Below are 15780 nucleotides of genomic sequence, written 5' to 3' on the forward strand. Positions count from 1 at the left end.
CCGTCTCAGCCGCGGCGCCAGCCGCTGACGACGGCGCGCAGGGTGGCCTCGTAGGCGTCGCCGATGTCCAGCCCCGGCGGCTCGTTCCCGGACAGCTCCAGGGACACGAGGCCATGGGCCGCGCCCCAGCAGGACAGGGCGATCACATCGGGCGAGCCGTCCTTGAACTGGCCGGCCGCCTGTCCTCTCACCACCGCGTCGACGAGCGGCTGGATGGTCTCGCCGACCTCGTTCCTGCGCTCCAACGTCGGTTCGTAGTCGACCGTGCGGTCGGCGAACATGATCGCGTACAGGTGAGGGTTCGCCAGTGCGTACTCGCGATAGGCCTTGCCGAGCCGGATGACGTCGGCCGCGGGGTCGTCGGACGAGTCGACCGTGGCCAGGCGCGCGACGAACAGCCTGGCGGCCTCCCGGTACAGGCTGTCGAGCAGCCCGGCCTTGTTTCCGAACAGCGAATACACCGCTGTGGTCGACGTCTTCACATCGGCGGCGAGCCGCCGCAGGCTCAGGGCCGCGGTGCCCCGGTCGAAGACCGTGGCGGCAGCGCGGTTGATGAGCTTGAGACGGAGTGCTTCGTCATGAGTCTTGAGCCGGGCCATGCGTCAAAGGTATCGCAACACCGTTTTACAAGCCGGTGGACGGCAACCCAAGACCTCCCCCGCTGACACGGCGCTGACATCGCCCAAAAATCTTGCACACTGTCTAAGACGGCCATCATCGCAGGTCAGACCCTGCTAGCACCGATCCACTCCCACCTCGATGCACCCCTCTTCGCCGGGACAGCCATTGATAACGCTGTTACTGTTGCCGTAGCTTCGAAGCATGGCAAGCGGAACGTGCGAAACGATCTAGGGAGTTGGGATGTTCGAGGGGTTGGGGCGGTTCATCCACCGGGGGCGCAAGCCCCTGCTGATCCTCACACTGGTGTTCGCCGTGCTCTCCGGGGTGTACGGCGTCGGCGTCTTCGGCGACATGAAACCCGGCGGATTCGAGGACCCGAAGTCGGAGAGCCGCCAGGCGGCCCTCCTTGCCGAGAAGGCGTTCCCGCAGCGCGCACCGGATGCGGTCGTCGTCTACCGCAGCGATGACAAGACGGTCGACGACCCGGCGTTCCAGAAGGCCGTCGTCGGCAAGATCTCGTCGCTGCCACGCGAGGTGGTCACCGGGTCGGCGCACTTCTGGATGACCAAGATGCCCTCACAGGTGAGCCGGGACCGGCACGCGACGTACGTCGCGATGAACCTGCACGGCAGCGATGACAACACCAAGGAAGAGTCCTACAAGAAGATCAAGGACAAGCTGGACGTCGCCGGGTTCGAGACCCTGCGCGGCGGCCCCGTCCCCACCGGCCACCAGGCCGGCGAGGAGATCGGCAAGGATCTCGGCGCCGCCGAGGGCTTCTCGTTCCCCATCCTCTTCCTGCTGCTGGTGGTCGTCTTCGGCGGACTGGCCGCGGCGAGCCTGCCACTGCTCGTCGGCGGACTCTCCATCATCGGCTCCATGGCGGTCCTGAGGGTCATCGCCCAGTTCACCGATGTCTCGGTGTTCGCGATGAGCCTCGTGACGATCCTGGGCCTGGCGGTCGCCATCGACTACGGCCTGCTGATCGTGAGCCGCTACCGCGAGGAGCTGCAGGCCGGCCGCACCGGCGCCGACGCCCTCGCGCGGACGGTCGCCACCGCCGGACGGACCGTCGTGGTCTCCGGCATCACGGTCGCGGTCGCCCTGTTCGGCATGACCTTCTTCCCGTTCGCCTTCCTCAAGTCCATGGCGTACGGCGGTGTGGCCGCGGTCGTCCTGTCCGTCTTCTTCTCGATCATCGCCCTGCCCGCCGCGCTGGCCGTCATGGGCCCGAAGGTCAACTCCCTCTCCCTGCGCCGCAAGAAGCGGACCGCGGCCCCCAAGGCCTCGGACGAGGGCGCCTGGTTCCGGCTGGCCCACGGCCTGATGCGCCGTCCGGTCGCCGTCGCGGTCGTCACGCTGGGCGTCCTGCTCGCCCTGGCCGTTCCCTTCCTGCGGATCGAGTTCGGCGCCAACGACGCCCGCCAGCTGCCGAACACGGCCGAGGGCCGGCAGGTCCACAACATCATGGAGAAGGACTTCGAGGGCGACGGCATCAAGTCCATCGACTCGCTGCTGAAGCTCTCCGGCCCCGCACAGTCGCCGGAGCAGGGCGCGGCGCTCCAGGCGTACGCCGACAAGCTCGCCAAGGTGCCCGGGGCCAAGGGCGCCCAGATCAGCGGCGCCGAGGGCACCTCGGCCCGTGTCTCCGTCACCTTCGACGGAGTGGCCGTCTCACCCGAGGCCCGCGACCTGGTGAACGATCTGCGCGAGATCCCGGTGCCGGACGGCGCCACCGCGTACTTCGGCGGTGAGACCGCGGTGTTCGACGACACACTGGACGCGCTCGCGGACACGCTGCCGTGGATGCTGCTCTACATCGCGGTCGCGACCTACATCCTGCTGTTCCTGGCCTTCGGTTCGGTGCTGCTGCCGCTGAAGGCGATCGCGATGAACCTGCTGTCCTTGTCGGCCACGTTCGGCATCCTCGTCTGGATCTTCCAGGACGGGCACCTGGCCGACCTGATCGGCTTCGACCCGACGGGCAACATCGAACCCAATATGCCGATCATGCTGTTCGCGCTGATCTTCGGACTGTCCATGGACTACGAGGTGTTCCTCGTGTCCCGGATCCGGGAGCAGTACGACACGCTCGGCGACCCGACCGCCGCGGTGGCAACGGGCCTCCAGAGCATCGGCAAGCTGATCGCCAGCGCCGCACTGCTGATGTGCGTCCCGCTCGCGGCGATGGCCACCAGTGGCGTGCTGACCATGACCCTGTTCGGTGTGGGCATGGTGATCGCCATCCTGCTCGACGTGGCCGTGGTCCGGATCCTGCTGGTGCCGGCCGTCATGAAGCTGATGGGCCGCGCCAGTTGGTGGGCTCCCGGCCCGCTCCAGAAGCTGTATGCGCGCTACGGCATCAAGGAGGGCGACGCAGCCCTCGACGACGCCTCCAAGGAGCGTGTCCCCGTCGCGGGCTGACACGTTCGCCCCCTCGACCGGGTGAAGTGCCGCAGTCGGCGGCGGCACTTCACCCGGCACCACCACCAACTCTGCACTTGACGCACCGACTCGGGCGTCGGGTACAGTCGATCCATCTATTAGACACCGTCTAACTGAGGTCACGGAGGACCGGATGGCCGCGGAAAAGGCCGCACTCGGCGAGATCCTGCGCCCGATCAAGGGAAGGCTGCGGCTGGCAGTGGCCGCCCAGGCCGTCTCGGCGATCGCCGGCGTCGTCCCCTTCATCGCCATCGCCGAACTCGGACGGGTGCTGTTGGACAACGAACCCGACCGCTCGGACCAGGCGTGGACCATCACCGCGATCGGCGCCGGCGCCCTGCTGGTCCGGCTGATCTTCATGCTGGCGGCGGGCGCGCTCACCCACTTCGCGGACAACGAGCTCCAGTTGCACATCCGCCGCGGCCTGGTGGCCCGGCTCGCCCGGGTCCCGCTGGGCTGGTTCTCCGAGCGCAACTCCGGCACGGTGAAGAAGGCCGTGCAGGACGACGTGGACGCGATGCACCACATGATCGCCCACTCCATGCTGGAGATGACCTCGGCGACCGTCGTCCCGGCCGCGTCGCTGGCGTATCTCTTCTGGGTCGACTGGCAGATGACGCTCGTGACGATCGCGCCGCTCGTCATCGGTCTCGGCCTCTACAGCATCACGATGGCCGGGATGGCCAAGCATCTGCCCGACTACGACCGGGCGATGGGCGCGATCAACGGCAGCGCCGTCGAGTTCGTCCAGGGCATCTCCGTCGTCAAGACCTTCGGCCAGAGCCGTCGGGCCCACCAGAAGTTCCGTGACGCGGCCGACGACTTCGCCGCGTTCTTCCTCTCCTGGGTCCGCTCCACGCTCAACTCCAAGGCCGCCGCCGAGATCGTGCTGTCCCCCATCGCCGTACTGGTGGCGGTCATCACCGGCGGCGCGATCTTCGTGACCGACGGCCGGCTCGCCGGCGTCGACCTGCTGCCGTTCGCGCTGCTCGGCATCGGCCTCACCGCGCCCGTGCTCGCCCTGTTCTACGCGAGCTACGAACTGCGGTTCGCCAAGGCCGCCGCCGAGCGCGTCAGCGAGGTGATGAACGCCGAGGAGCTGCCGGTGGCCGAGAGCCCGCGCACCCCTTCCGGCAACCACGTCAGCTACCAGAACGTGAGGTTCAGCTACGACGGCAAGAAGGAAGCCGTGGCCGGTGTCGATCTGGAGCTGGCTCCGGGCACGGTCACCGCACTCGTCGGCCCCTCGGGGTCCGGCAAGAGCACCCTGGCCACCCTGCTCCCCCGGTTCGGCGACGTCACCGGCGGCTCGCTGAGCATCGGCGGGGTCGACATCCGGGAGCTGGCGCTGGACGACCTGTACCGCCGGGTGGCGTTCGTCTTCCAGGACGTCCGGCTCACCCAGGGCACCGTCGCCGACAACATCCGTATGGCCAGGCCCGACGCCACCGCCGCCGAGGTGGCGGACGCGGCCCGCGCCGCCTGCGTCCACGACGTGATCGAGGCCCTGCCCCGCGGCTACGACTCGGTGGTCGGCGAGGACGCCCGCTTCTCCGGCGGTCAGGCGCAGCGCGTCTCGATCGCCCGCGCCCTGCTGGCCGACACCCCGGTGATCGTCCTCGACGAGGCGGCGGCCTACGCCGACCCGCAGTCCGAGGCCGCCGTCCAGGACGCGTTGTCCGAGCTGACGCGGGGCAAGATCGTGCTGCTGATCGCCCACCGGCTCTCCACGGTGGTCGACGCGGACCAGATCGCCGTGCTGGAGGACGGAAAGATCGTCGAACGGGGCACACACACCGAACTCGTCGCCCGCGAAGGCCGGTACGCCCGTATGTGGCACGCCCATGAACGCAACTCCGCCTGGCAGCCGCACCGGCCGACCCCGGCCACCACTGTCAGCGCCGTCCCGGCGGGAGGTACCAGCCGATGATCCGCCAACTGCTCGACGTCGTGGGACCCGAGCACAACCGTCCCGTACGCCGGATGATCACCGCCCTGGTGGTCTGCGCGGTCCTCCAGGGCATCGCCTTCGCCCTGCTCGTCCCCGTCCTCGAAGCGCTCCTCGGCTCCGACCCCGACTCCGTCTGGCCGTGGCTGTGGACCCTGCTCGGGGTCTGCCTCCTCTACTGCGTCGCCTACTACGACTCGCTGCGCACCGGCTTCCAGGCCGGCGCCACGCTCTCCAGGACGCTGCACAACCGGATCGGCGACCAGGTGGCCTCGCTGCCGCTGGGCTGGTTCGCCCCCGAGCGGGTGGGCCAGCTGGGCCAGCTCGCCACCAAGAGCGTCATGGACGTGATGGGCGTACCGGCGCACCTGCTGCGGCCGCTCGTGACGAGCTTCGTCACCCCGGCGACCGTCGTCCTCGTCATGTACGTCTTCGACTGGCGGCTCGCCCTCGCGGCGACCCTCACGGTCCCGCTGATCGTCGGCGTCTACCGGTGGAGCGCCGGGCTGAACCGCAAGGCGGACGAGGCCCGCACCGCGGCGCACGCGGTGACCGGCGGCCGGGTGGTCGAGTTCGCCCAGCTCCAGCCCGTGCTGCGGGTGTTCGGCCGGGACGGCGCGAGCTCCGGCACCCGCGGGCTGGACGCCGCGCTGCACACGCAGTACGAGGCGTCCCGCCGGGTGCTCGTCACCGGCGTCCCCGGTCTGATCAGCTTCGCCCTCGTGATCCAGGCCGCGTTCACCGTCATCCTGGTGACCGGCACCTATCTGGTGCTCGACGGCGGGCTGGACGTGGCCAAGCTGCTGGCGATCCTCGTCCTCGCGGCCCGGTTCACCGAGCCCATCGCGGAGACGGCGGTCCTCGGCTCCACCCTGCGCACCGCCCGGTCGGCCCTGGACCGCGTCGCCGACCTGCTCGCGGAGCCCTGCCTTCCGCAGCCGGACGACCCGCGGCTGCCGGCGGGCCACGACGTCGAGTTCGAGAACGTCGACTTCAGCTACGACGGCACCCGCGTGCTGTCCGGGGTCTCGCTGACCCTGCCGGAAGGCACGATGACGGCGCTGGTCGGTCCCTCCGGATCCGGCAAGACGACCGTCAGCAAGCTGATCCCCCGGTTCTGGGACGTGGACTCCGGTGTGGTGCGGGTGGGCGGCGTGGACGTCCGGGACATCGAGCCCGAGGTCCTGATGTCCAAGATCTCCGTGGTGTTCCAGGACGTGTACCTCTTCGAGGGCACGATCATGGACAACATCCGGGTGGGCCGGCCCGACGCGACGGACGAAGAGGTCCGTGAAGTCGCCCGGCAGGCCCGGGTGGAAGAGATCGTGCAGCGGCTCCCCGACGGCTGGGACACCAAGGTCGGCGAGGGCGGCGCGCTGCTCTCCGGCGGTGAGCGCCAGCGGGTCTCGATCGCCCGCGCGATCCTGAAGGACGCCCCGATCGTGCTGCTGGACGAGGCGACCGCGTCACTCGACCCGGAAAACGAGCAGGCGGTGCAGGAAGCACTCGGCCACCTCACCGCGGGCCGGACCCTCCTGGTCATCGCGCACCGTTTGCAGACCGTGGCCGCCGCCGGTCAGATCCTGCTGCTGGACGAGGGACGGATCGTGGAGCGCGGCACCCACGCCGAACTCGTGGCGGCGGACGGCCGGTACGCGGACTTCTGGGCGCAGCGCAGCCGGGCCCAGCGCTGGCGGGTGGCCCGACAGCCGTCCTGACGACGAACTTTTCGGCCACGCCTCCCCCGAACCACTCGTCCCCGGATGCCCCCGCACCGGGGACGAGTGCTGTCCGGACACGGCTCGCGGAGCACATCGGGCGGAAATATCCGAAGCAGATCCGACATAAGTGAAGGGAAGGCATTCCAGGAACGGACCGGCAGTGCCCGCCGGCGGAAGTCAGAATTGCCGGTTCATGTTGCCGCTCGACCTCCCCAACGGAAGCCGAATACCAGGGCCATCAGGCAATTTGAACGTTTCCGGCTGCGTCAGATTCATTCCAGCCCGGCTTCCGACGTGCCGGTCTATACTTACAACCGTCCTGTTGGCCCATCAGGTTCGAACGGCGCGAAAACAGCGTCCAATTCAAGCCGGACCGGTAGTGGACGCGTTTCCGCCAGACGTGTTTCCTTCCGGTTACAAGCTGTTCAATCAGTTGTCACATCTGGACACCTGAGGGCTGCGGGACATTCATCGAAGGGTGCTGACATTCTTCCTGCGGGGGCTTGAGAACAGATGTCAACAGATGTTGTATTTCACTGGCCGATAACTGCAAGAGAAACCGAGCTGCACGCTGTCGAAAACTCCCTTGCGCGCGGTAGCGGGGCGATTCTCGTCGGCGGTCCCGGGGTGGGCAAGAGCCTGCTGCTCGCCACTGCGCTCGAGCGCGCTTCCGACGAGGGCCGAACCGTCCTCTCGGTCGGCGGGGCCAGCTGGAACAGCGGTGCACGCGCAAAGGGTTACGCCTCGCTCGGCGAATGTCTGGAGTCGGTGGAGCCGTCGACTCTGGACGGCACCGCGGCCGACCGCCCGGTCGTCGGCATCGACGACGCCCATCTCGTCGACGCCGCATCGGGTCACCGTCTGCACCGCCTGGTCGCCGCGGGGCGGCTCAGCGTGCTCGCCACCAGCCGCAAGGACGCACCGGCGCCGGCCGGTATCGACAAGCTCTGGGTCGACCGGCTGATCGACCACGTCGAGGTGGCGCCGTTCGACAGCGCGGCGCTGGGTGACGTCCTGCGGGCCCGCCTCGGCGGCCACACCGACGCCACCACGCTGGAGCGGCTGTGGGCCGCCACCCACGGCAATGCGCTGATGCTGCGCGAACTCATCGACCACGCGGTCGAGGACGAGTCCCTGCGCTGCGTCAACGGCACCTGGGTGTGGGAGGGCCTGACCGAACGCCCCGGCCGCAGACTGTCCGAGGTGATACGGCTCGGGCTGCGCGACCTCAGCCACGACGAGCTCGAACTGGTCAACATGCTCGCCGTCGCCGAGCCGCTGGAGATCGACATCGCCGCGGCGTCGGGGCTCGCACACGCCGCCGAGTCGTTGGACCTGCGCGGCATCGTGACCGTCGAACGCAACGGTACGCGCGTAGACCTGCGGTTGTCGGTGCCGCTCAGCCGGGTCGTCGTCGCCTCCCGGATGTCCGGCCTCACCGCGCAGCGACTGCGCCGGCAGGTCGCCGACGCCGTGGAACGCACGGGCGCACGCCGGCCCGAGGACGTCCTGCGCATCGTCTCCCTGCGGATCGAGGCCGGACTCGTCCCGGAACGCGAGCAGTTGCTGACCGCCGCGCGCACCGCGATCCGTCGGCGGAACTTCGCCCTCGCGGAGCGGCTGTGCCTGCTGGCCCTGCGCGACACCCCGACCGAGGACTCGGCGCCCTACGGCCCGGTCCCGGACTCGGCGGAGTACGGAGCGGTGCTGTGCCGGGTGGTGTCGTACGCGGCACAGCGCTCGGACAGCCCCACGGACTGCGTCCGGGCCGCCCTGCTGCTCGGCAGGGTCCTCATCGGCAAGGGCTGCCACCAGGAGGCCGAGGCGGTGCTGCGCACGGCGCTCGGCTCCGGAGTGGAGGTCCCGCAGGCCGAGTTCATCACCGCCGTGCACACCCGGGTCATCAATCTGGCCTGGCGTTTACAGCGCGTCCAGGCCGCCGGCGCGGTGCTGGACGGCGCCGTCGCGACCATCGGCCCCGAGCACGCCGGGATACTGCACGGCAGCCGCGCCATGATCGCCGTCATGTCCGACCAGCTCCAGGACGCCGTCGACATCGGAGAAACGGTGCTGCGCGCCGGTGACGCGGGCATCGCGGTCATCCAGACGCTGGTGCCCGTCGTGGCCTTCGCGCGGACCGAACTGGGCGATCCGGCAGGCGCCCTGGAGATGCTGAACCGGTACCGCGACGTCTCGTTCGACTGGGACACCGACGCCGTGGTCCTGCTGGACGCCCTCGCGGCCCGCTGCTCATGGCTCGCCGGCAACCTCAAGGACGCGGCCGACACCCTGGACGCGCCGCGCCGGTACGACTCCGCGGACCGCTGGCCCGTCCTGCTGCAGACCGTCGTCGCCCGGTCCCGGCTGCTGCGGCTGCTCGGCGAACCGGAGCGGGCGGTGGCACTGCTGCGGCAGGCCATCGCCGTCGAGACGGGTCACGAGTGGCCGGCCACCCGGGCCTGGCCGCTGGCCCAACTGGCCGGTGCGCTCGCCGAGTCCGGTCAGCACGCCGAAGCGCTGCGCACGCTGGTCGAGGCACGGTCGATGCAGGGCGAGGCGGTCTCGCACCCGATCGCCGACGACGAGATCGCCTACGACCGGGCGCTGGTGCTCGCGCACACCGGGGACCGGTCCGGTGCGGCCTCCTGCGCCCTCGAACTGGCCGAGCGCGCCGCGGCCGGCGGACGGGCCGTCACCGCGGTCATGGCCCTGCACCTGGCCGCCCGCATCAAGGAGAACGCCTCCTACCGCTTCCGGGCCCGGGCCCAGCAGCTCGCGGCGCAGTGCACCGGCGGCGTGGTGCGGGTGATGGCCGATCACATCCAGGCCCTCGCCGATGCCGACGGCAACGCGCTCACCAAGGTCTCCCGGCAGTTCCGGGACATGGACGCGCTGCCGCTCGCCGCGGAGGCGGCGGCCCAGGCCGCCCGTGCCCACCGGGCCGCGGGTCAGCGCCGCAAGGGCCGGGAGGCCTCGGCGGCCAGCCAGGACCTGCTCCGCGCCTGCGCCGGGACCCTGCCGCCGTGGATGGTGACCGAGACCCGCAGGGACAGCGACATCGCCCCGCTCACCCCTCGCGAGCGGGAGGTGGCCGCGCTCGCCGCGACCGGGATGTCCAACCGCGACATCGCCCACCGGCTGGTGGTGTCGGTGCGGACGGTCGAGAACCATCTGCACCGGATCTACCACAAGCTGGGGATCACGGCCCGCAACGCGCTGCGCCGGGGTCTGGAGCAGGCGGCGGCGCAGTCCGACAGTGTTCGCATGTCGCCCATGCAACTGATCAGGGCGCACGAGCCGGAGCGTACGGCGGCGTCCGACGCGGACCACGGGGGCCGGCGCACCCGCAAGCCCGGCAAGCTCCGGCTGGCCGACCGCACGGCGTCCTAGCTGACACAGCGAAAGGACGGTGGCCCGCGAGGAATTCCTCGCGGGCCACCGTCCTTTGTTGCCGCGCTGTCAGCCCGTCACGCCATCGGGTCCGGCAGAACACCGTGCCGGACGAAGTACGCGACGTAGGAGGCGAACACCTTCTCGTCGATGTCCGGGCAGGTGACCCCGGAGCCGCTGAGGAACTCGCGCGTGGCCGCGTCGGAGAATTCGGCGACCTCGAACTTCTCCAGGTCCACGAGCATGCGCATCAGCGGGAACATGGAGTTGTTGACGTCGGCGGAAACGGCCTTCATCCACCTGAGGATGCTGACTTCCTTCAGCTCATATCCCACACCGCGGACGAGTTCGAGAATGGCGCCGGAATCCAGCGAGCCGGTGCTCACCTCGTGGAAGGTCCGGCCGAGGGACCGCGGGTCGCGGGAGACGGCGACCATCGCGGAACTCACGTAGTCGACCGGCACCATGTTCATGTCGAGGCCGAACTTCCGCGGGTAGACGCCGGCCTGCACGGACCCCTTGATGAACCGCCAGACGAAGTCGTTGGGCTGGCACGCACCGCTGCGGGTGTCGCCCCACACCTGGCCCGGCCGGTGGACGGTCAGGGGCACGCCCCTGCGGCCGGCCTCCCGCACCAGCTGCTCGGCCACCCACTTGCTCTTGGTGTAGCCGAGCGCGAGCGTCTCGGGCGGGCCGGTGACGTCGGTCTCCGTACGCGGGCCCAGGGCTGCCCGGGGCTCGAAGACGCCGATGGTCGACACATGGTGCAGCGTGGCCTCGGCGGCGCAGGCCAGCCGGAGGATCTCGTGGGTGGCGTCGATCGTCGACTTGCGCAGCCACTTGTAGAGGGTCAGGAAGTTGACCTTGGCGGCGGAATGGTAGATCGCGCCGATGCGCCCGGCCAGTTCCGCGTACTCCTTCTCGGGCACCCCGAGGCGGGGCCGCGTCACGTCACCGGTCACGACCCGGACGCGGGCCAGGTCGACCTCGTCGAGCACCTCGTAGGTGCCGAGGGTGGCCTTCAGCCGCTCCAGTCCGGCGTCGGCGTCGGCGGCCCGCACCAGGCAGTGCACGGTCAGGCCGCGTGCCAGCAGCTCCTTCAGCAGGAACGCCCCGAGGAACCCGGTCGCGCCGGTGAGGAACACCTCGGAAATCGTGCTCGGGTCCTTCGCCGCGAAGCCGGTGATGTCGTCGGCCAGCACGACATCCTGCGCGAACTCGTCGGTGACTCCTGATTGCGTGAGCGAAGTCATCAGCTCTCTTTGTTCCTTCCCCGGGACCTGGTCTCCGGTTCGGTGCGGCGGCCAGGGCAGGCCTAGGAGGAGGCCGCCGCCTGGGCTATCGCTCCGCTGAGCAGCGACAGGGCCTCTTTGACGTCCTCGTCCGTCGCGACGATCGGCGGCAGGAGCCGTACCGTCGTCGGACGGCTGATGCAGGGGGACACGACCAGCCCGCTCTGGGCGAGGCCGGCCAGCACATTGCCGGAGACCTCGGCCGTGGTGAAGTCGATGCCCCACAGCAGACCGCGGCCGCGGGTCTCGACCACCACGTCGCCCTGCTGCTCCCGGATCTCCGCCAGACCGGCGGCCATCGCCGCGGCGATGCGCTCGCCGTCGGCCGCGTGCTGCTCGATGGTCGCGAGGGCCGTGGGGATCACGCCGGTGCCCAGCGGGTGGCCGCTGAAGGTGGCGGTGTGCCGCATCGGGTCGGAGAGCAGGGGCTCGAAGAGCCGGTCGTTGCCGACGGCCGCCGACACCGGTACGACACCGCCGCCGAGCGGCTTGCCGAGCAGGACGGCGTCCACCGGCAGCCCGGCCTCCAGCGCGACCGACTTGGCTCCGCAGCGCCTCAGGCCCACCTGGATCTCGTCGGAGATGACGAAGGCCCCGTGTTCCTGCGCGTCGCGGCACCAGCTCGCGAGGACGTCCTCGTCCAGCAGCCGGACACCGTTCTCGGCCTGTACGGGCTCGAAGAAGAGCGCGGAGACGTCCTGTTCGGCGATGACGCGTGCCATGGCCCGGGGGTCGTCCGGGTCGATGTGCACGACCGAGTGCAGCAGGGGTTCGAGGCCCGCGCGGAACCGCTCGTTGTGTGTCAGGGAGAGCGCGCCGAGGGTCTTTCCGTGGAAGGCGCCCTCGACGGCGACGACCGTGGTGCGGCCGGTGGCCATCCGGGCGAGCTTCAGCGCGACCTCGACGGCGTCGGCGCCGCCGCATCCGAAGTAGACCCGGTTCAGGGCCCCTGAGAAGTACTCGGTCAGCTTCTCGGCGGCCAGCGGGGCCGCCGCGCTCTGGACCGTCCTGGTCGACGCGGGCATGACGTCCAGCTGGGCGCGGACCGCGTCCAGGACCGCCGGGTTGCGGTGCCCGAGCAGGGCGACCGCGTACGAGCCGAAGTCCAGGACCGACCGGCCGTCCGAGAGCGTCACCCGGCAGCCGTCGGACGAGGCCTCGACCGCGCCCTGCCCGCTGAACTTGCCGGCCACCGAAAGAGCGGGCGAGAAGTGCCGCTTCACCCGCCGGAATGTTTCCTTCGCATCGACCGAGCCAAGGTCACTCATGACTGATCCTCCTACGAGCTCTGCTCGACGATGCCCTGCTGATAGCCCTCGAGTGCCTTGGCCACAGCGGGATGAATCATTTCGGCGACCATCGGCAGACCGATGTCGAACTCCACCTTCAATTCGAGGCCGACCCCTTCGGCGTCCTCGACGATCTGCCAATATCCCTCGTAGTTCGCGAGGTCACCGTCGGTCTGGCGGAATTCCACCCGCCGCCGACCGGCGTCGATGACGTCCTCCTGGTCCCATTCCATTTCGGAACCCTTGAGTTCGACCACCCAGCTGCTGGTACGGCGGTCGCCGTCCTCCTCGGTGATCTCGACCTCGTTGACCCCCTCCATGTACGAAGGGAATGCCTCGATGTCCAGCAGTACCTTCCACAGGTGGTCGGGTGTTCCGGCGCCCCGGTGGGTGGTATGCAGTACGGCCATGGAAATCTCCTCTCAGAATTCGCAATTCCGCTCATCGGCGATTCGCAGTTTAGGTGGGCGGACCACCCGTTCCGGGCGCCGAATGGGCACATCTGACAGACAATTGACAGGCTGACAACCGGCAGGGCGAACGGACCGGCGGAGCCGTTCTGCCGGTCACCGCGCCGGGTCGCACGCAAGGTCGCCGCGCCCGGATCACACGCCCGATGCACCCGGTCGCGCGCCGGATCGCCGTTCGGTCAGGCGGAGTCCCTTCGCTGTCCCGAACCGCCCTCGACCATCGCCATGAGCCGGTCCAGTTCCGAACGGAGCGAGTGCTGTTCCGACGTCAGCTGGTCCACCCGGCGTCGCAGTCGCAGCAGTTCGAGGTCGCTGCCGCCGCCCTCCCGGTAGTGCTCGGTGTCGGCGACGCTGTCCTCGCCCACCGGGTGTTCGCCGGCTACGTGCCCGTGCCGGCGGTGGCCCGCCTCGTGGATCTGGCGTACGGACAGGCCCCGTACGGCCACCGGACCGGCAGCGGTCTCGGGGGCGCGGCGCCGCCGTACGGTGTCCCGCACCGCCCGTGCCTCGCCCTGCCGGCCGCAGCGCTGGAGGGACAGGACCAGCTGGTCGCGGAAGCGCTCGCGCAGCGGGTGTGCCACCACCAGCTCTTCGAGCTGGCCGACCACCTGGCGGTGGTGGCCGATCCGGATCGAGGCGTCGCAGAGGTCCTCCAGGGCGAGCAGCCGCTCCTCCTCCAGCCGGGCCGCGACGCCCGCGCACAGGGGACCGTGGGAGCCGCCGTCCAGCGCCGGGCCGCGCCACAGCCTGAGCGCCTTGCGGAGCAGGGCGGCAGCGGCGTGCGGATCGGTCTCCAGCTGCCGCTGGGCACGGGCCGCCTGGAGCCGGAACTGCACGCTGTCGAGTTCGTCGGGGCGCGCCTGCAACAGATAGCCGGAGCCGCGCGCGACGAGACGGGGGGTGTTCGCCCGGGCCGGCTCGACCTCGATCAGCTGCTGCCGCAGCCGGGAGACGTGCGCCTGGAGGGCGTTGATCGCCTTGTCCGGGGCGTTGCGGCCCCACAACTCGTTGATCAGCGCTTCCGTGGGAACGGCAGACCCCAGTCGGACCAGCAGCACCCCGAGGAGCACGCGCTGCTTGGGACTGTTCAACTGGACGCTCCGCTGCCTGACGTCGTCATAGATCTCAGGGGGCCCCAGTACACGGAACTGCATCACAACCTCCACCCGTCGTCGCGGCCTGCACCGCGCGGCAGTGTCGAGGTCACCACGGACGGGGGTCCCGCATCGTGAGTACTCAGGTACTCAAACCCCTGCCGCCGTCCGGCGGTCGGCGCGCCCGCGCTCCGGATCCTCGGCGGCTCCGCGGACCTCCGGCGGCCGAAAGCTGAGTGGCCGGAGCAAGGTGAGTACCGGTTACTCAGGCCCGCGCGGGAGGGGCGTGGTGGGCTGCACCCAGGGACCGTGACGACAGGGCAGGTGCAGGTGACATGACTCAGTGGGATGCGGATGCGGCGGTCGTGGGACTCGGCGCCTGGGGCGCTTCGGCGCTGTGGAGGCTGGCCGGCCGGGGCGTCGACGTCATCGGCTTCGACCGGTTCACGCCGGGCCGTGCGCCCGGATCGTCGTACGGCGCGGGGATGTTCCGGTTGTCCTGCTCCGAGAACCCGGCGCTCGTGCCGCTCGCCCGGCGCTCGCACGCGCTGTGGGCAGAGCTCGAAGAGGCCTCGCGAGAACGGCTGTTCGTGCCCTGTGGCGGGCTACTGGTGGGCCCGGAGGACGGGCTGGTGGCGGGCGGCGCACTGCGCGCCGCCCGCGAGCACGACATCGATGTCCGGACCTTCACGGCGCGTGCGCTGCGCTTCCAGTACCCACGCCACACCGGAGTGCCCGACCACCACATCGGCGTGTGGGAGCCGACCGCGGGGCTGTTGCGGGCCGAGAACGCGGTGCGCGCCGCGGTCGCTCTCGCCCGGGCCGCGGGTGCCCGTGTCTTCGCGGACACCCGGATCACCTCCGTCGAACCCGTCGCGGGCGGCGTCCTGCTGCACACCGCCCAGCGCAGCGTGCGTGTCCGGCAGGTCGTGGTGACGGCCGGCGCCTGGCTCGGGGAGCTGGTGCCCGGCCTGCCGCTGGAGACGGTACGGATGCCGGAGACCTGGTTCCGCCCGCTCGAGGACGACGGCACTTTCACGCTGGAGGAGTTCCCCGCCTTCGTCCGCGAACTCGACGACGGCCGGGTGCTGCGCGGCAGCGGGTCGGAAGGTGGTCACGACATCCGGCTGAGCCTGGAGGACCGCGAGGTGACGGCCAAGCCACTGGACCCGGACGAGATCGACCGCGGCGTGGCGTACGACGACTGGTCCGACCTGGCGCGCATGCTGCCGGCGAAGCTTCCGGGCCTGCGGCGGCTGCCGGCCAGGGTCTCGGTGCGGACGACGACCCGGGCCGCCGACGGGCAGTTCGTGCTCGGCCGTCCCGACGGGGACCCGCGCGTCGTCGTCGCCGGCGGCGGCGGCGCGTACGGCCTCCAGTACGCCACCGGCATCGGCGATGCCCTCGCCGATCTCGTCCGCGGAGTGGAGACCGCGGCGCCCCTGGACTTCCTCGGGCCGGACCGCCTCCGCTGAGAGCAGGGCGCGGAGGTACGGTCGAGATCCCCCTA

Annotated in this window: 10 protein-coding genes; 5 read left to right on the forward strand and 5 right to left on the reverse strand. The window is 70.3% G+C overall.

Going from position 1 to position 15780, the window contains the following annotated elements:
* Window positions 1-5: 5 nt before the first annotated feature.
* Window positions 6-599 (reverse strand): TetR/AcrR family transcriptional regulator, encoded by a 594-nt coding sequence (locus tag ACQPWZ_RS11045; protein ID WP_340472885.1) that lies wholly within the window; start codon window positions 597-599, stop codon window positions 6-8.
* 262 nt (window positions 600-861) lie between these two features.
* Between ACQPWZ_RS11045 and ACQPWZ_RS11050 the strand changes: the two genes are divergently transcribed.
* The 4 genes from ACQPWZ_RS11050 to ACQPWZ_RS11065 all read left to right on the forward strand — a co-directional run bounded on the left by ACQPWZ_RS11050 (window position 862) and on the right by ACQPWZ_RS11065 (window position 10125).
* Complete coding sequence (locus ACQPWZ_RS11050) at window positions 862-3045, forward strand: MMPL family transporter (RefSeq protein WP_433571234.1); 2184 nt, start codon at window positions 862-864, stop codon at window positions 3043-3045.
* 154 nt (window positions 3046-3199) lie between these two features.
* The gene (locus ACQPWZ_RS11055; RefSeq protein WP_356703633.1) at window positions 3200-4996 is read left to right on the forward strand and encodes an ABC transporter ATP-binding protein; all 1797 of its coding nucleotides are present in this window, start codon (window positions 3200-3202) and stop codon (window positions 4994-4996) included.
* Entirely contained in the window at window positions 4993-6732 is a 1740-nt protein-coding gene (locus ACQPWZ_RS11060) for an ABC transporter ATP-binding protein (protein WP_433571235.1), read from the forward strand. Before ACQPWZ_RS11055 ends, ACQPWZ_RS11060 begins: the two co-directional genes overlap by 4 nt.
* Window positions 6733-7362: 630 nt before the next feature.
* Window positions 7363-10125: a helix-turn-helix transcriptional regulator gene (locus tag ACQPWZ_RS11065; RefSeq protein WP_433571236.1), complete on the forward strand. Its 2763-nt coding sequence runs from the start codon at window positions 7363-7365 to the stop codon at window positions 10123-10125.
* 77 nt (window positions 10126-10202) lie between these two features.
* Here the strand turns inward: ACQPWZ_RS11065 and ACQPWZ_RS11070 are convergent, their stop codons facing one another.
* The 4 genes from ACQPWZ_RS11070 to ACQPWZ_RS11085 all read right to left on the reverse strand — a co-directional run bounded on the left by ACQPWZ_RS11070 (window position 10203) and on the right by ACQPWZ_RS11085 (window position 14267).
* Window positions 10203-11378, reverse strand: a complete 1176-nt coding sequence (locus ACQPWZ_RS11070) for a thioester reductase domain-containing protein (protein ID WP_383237358.1) — start codon at window positions 11376-11378, stop codon at window positions 10203-10205.
* Window positions 11379-11440: 62 nt separating this feature from the next.
* Window positions 11441-12685, reverse strand: coding sequence for an aspartate aminotransferase family protein (locus tag ACQPWZ_RS11075; protein ID WP_433571237.1), 1245 nt, complete (start codon window positions 12683-12685; stop codon window positions 11441-11443).
* Window positions 12686-12696: 11 nt separating this feature from the next.
* Entirely contained in the window at window positions 12697-13116 is a 420-nt protein-coding gene (locus tag ACQPWZ_RS11080; RefSeq protein WP_327684477.1) for a type II toxin-antitoxin system RatA family toxin, read from the reverse strand.
* A gap of 239 nt (window positions 13117-13355) precedes the next feature.
* Complete coding sequence (locus tag ACQPWZ_RS11085; protein WP_383237361.1) at window positions 13356-14267, reverse strand: AfsR/SARP family transcriptional regulator; 912 nt, start codon at window positions 14265-14267, stop codon at window positions 13356-13358.
* A gap of 338 nt (window positions 14268-14605) precedes the next feature.
* On the opposite strand from ACQPWZ_RS11085, the gene ACQPWZ_RS11090 reads away from it, so the two are divergent.
* Window positions 14606-15745, forward strand: coding sequence for an FAD-dependent oxidoreductase (locus ACQPWZ_RS11090; RefSeq protein WP_405569317.1), 1140 nt, complete (start codon window positions 14606-14608; stop codon window positions 15743-15745).
* Window positions 15746-15780: the final 35 nt, after the last annotated feature.

Origin of the sequence: Streptomyces sp. CA-251247, assembly GCF_050952975.1 — a bacterium.
GTDB classification, from domain to species: Bacteria; Actinomycetota; Actinomycetes; order Streptomycetales; family Streptomycetaceae; genus Streptomyces; species Streptomyces achmelvichensis.